The organism is Streptomyces poriferorum (assembly GCF_019399235.1).
GTDB classification, from domain to species: Bacteria; Actinomycetota; Actinomycetes; order Streptomycetales; family Streptomycetaceae; genus Streptomyces; species Streptomyces poriferorum.
This window is the reverse complement of sequence record NZ_JAELVH010000694.1, coordinates 1-303: the sequence shown is the minus strand read 5'-3', so window position 1 is coordinate 303 and position 303 is coordinate 1. Positions and strand designations below refer to the sequence as shown.

The window sequence follows — 303 nt, the reverse complement described above, 5'->3', positions numbered from 1 at the left end:
GGGGAGTGCGGTGCCGGTGCGGTCGGTGGCTCCGGTGGCGACGGCTTGGGCGATGGGGTGTTCGGAGGCGTGTTCCAGGGCTCCGGCCAGGCGCAGGACGTCGGTTTCGCTGACGCCGTGCGTGGTGTGGATGGTCTGGAGGGTCATTTTTCCGGTGGTGACGGTGCCGGTCTTGTCGAGGACGATGGTGTCGACGCGGCGGGTGGTCTCCAGGACTTCGGGGCCCTTGATGAGGATGCCGAGCTGGGCGCCGCGTCCGGTGCCGACCATGAGGGCGGTCGGGGTGGCGAGGCCCAGGGCGCA

1 pseudogene is annotated in these 303 nt (G+C 70.6%); it reads right to left on the bottom strand.

What is annotated here, in order from left to right:
- Positions 1-303: pseudogene (locus JGS39_RS40455) on the bottom strand (HAD family hydrolase); the annotation flags it as partial.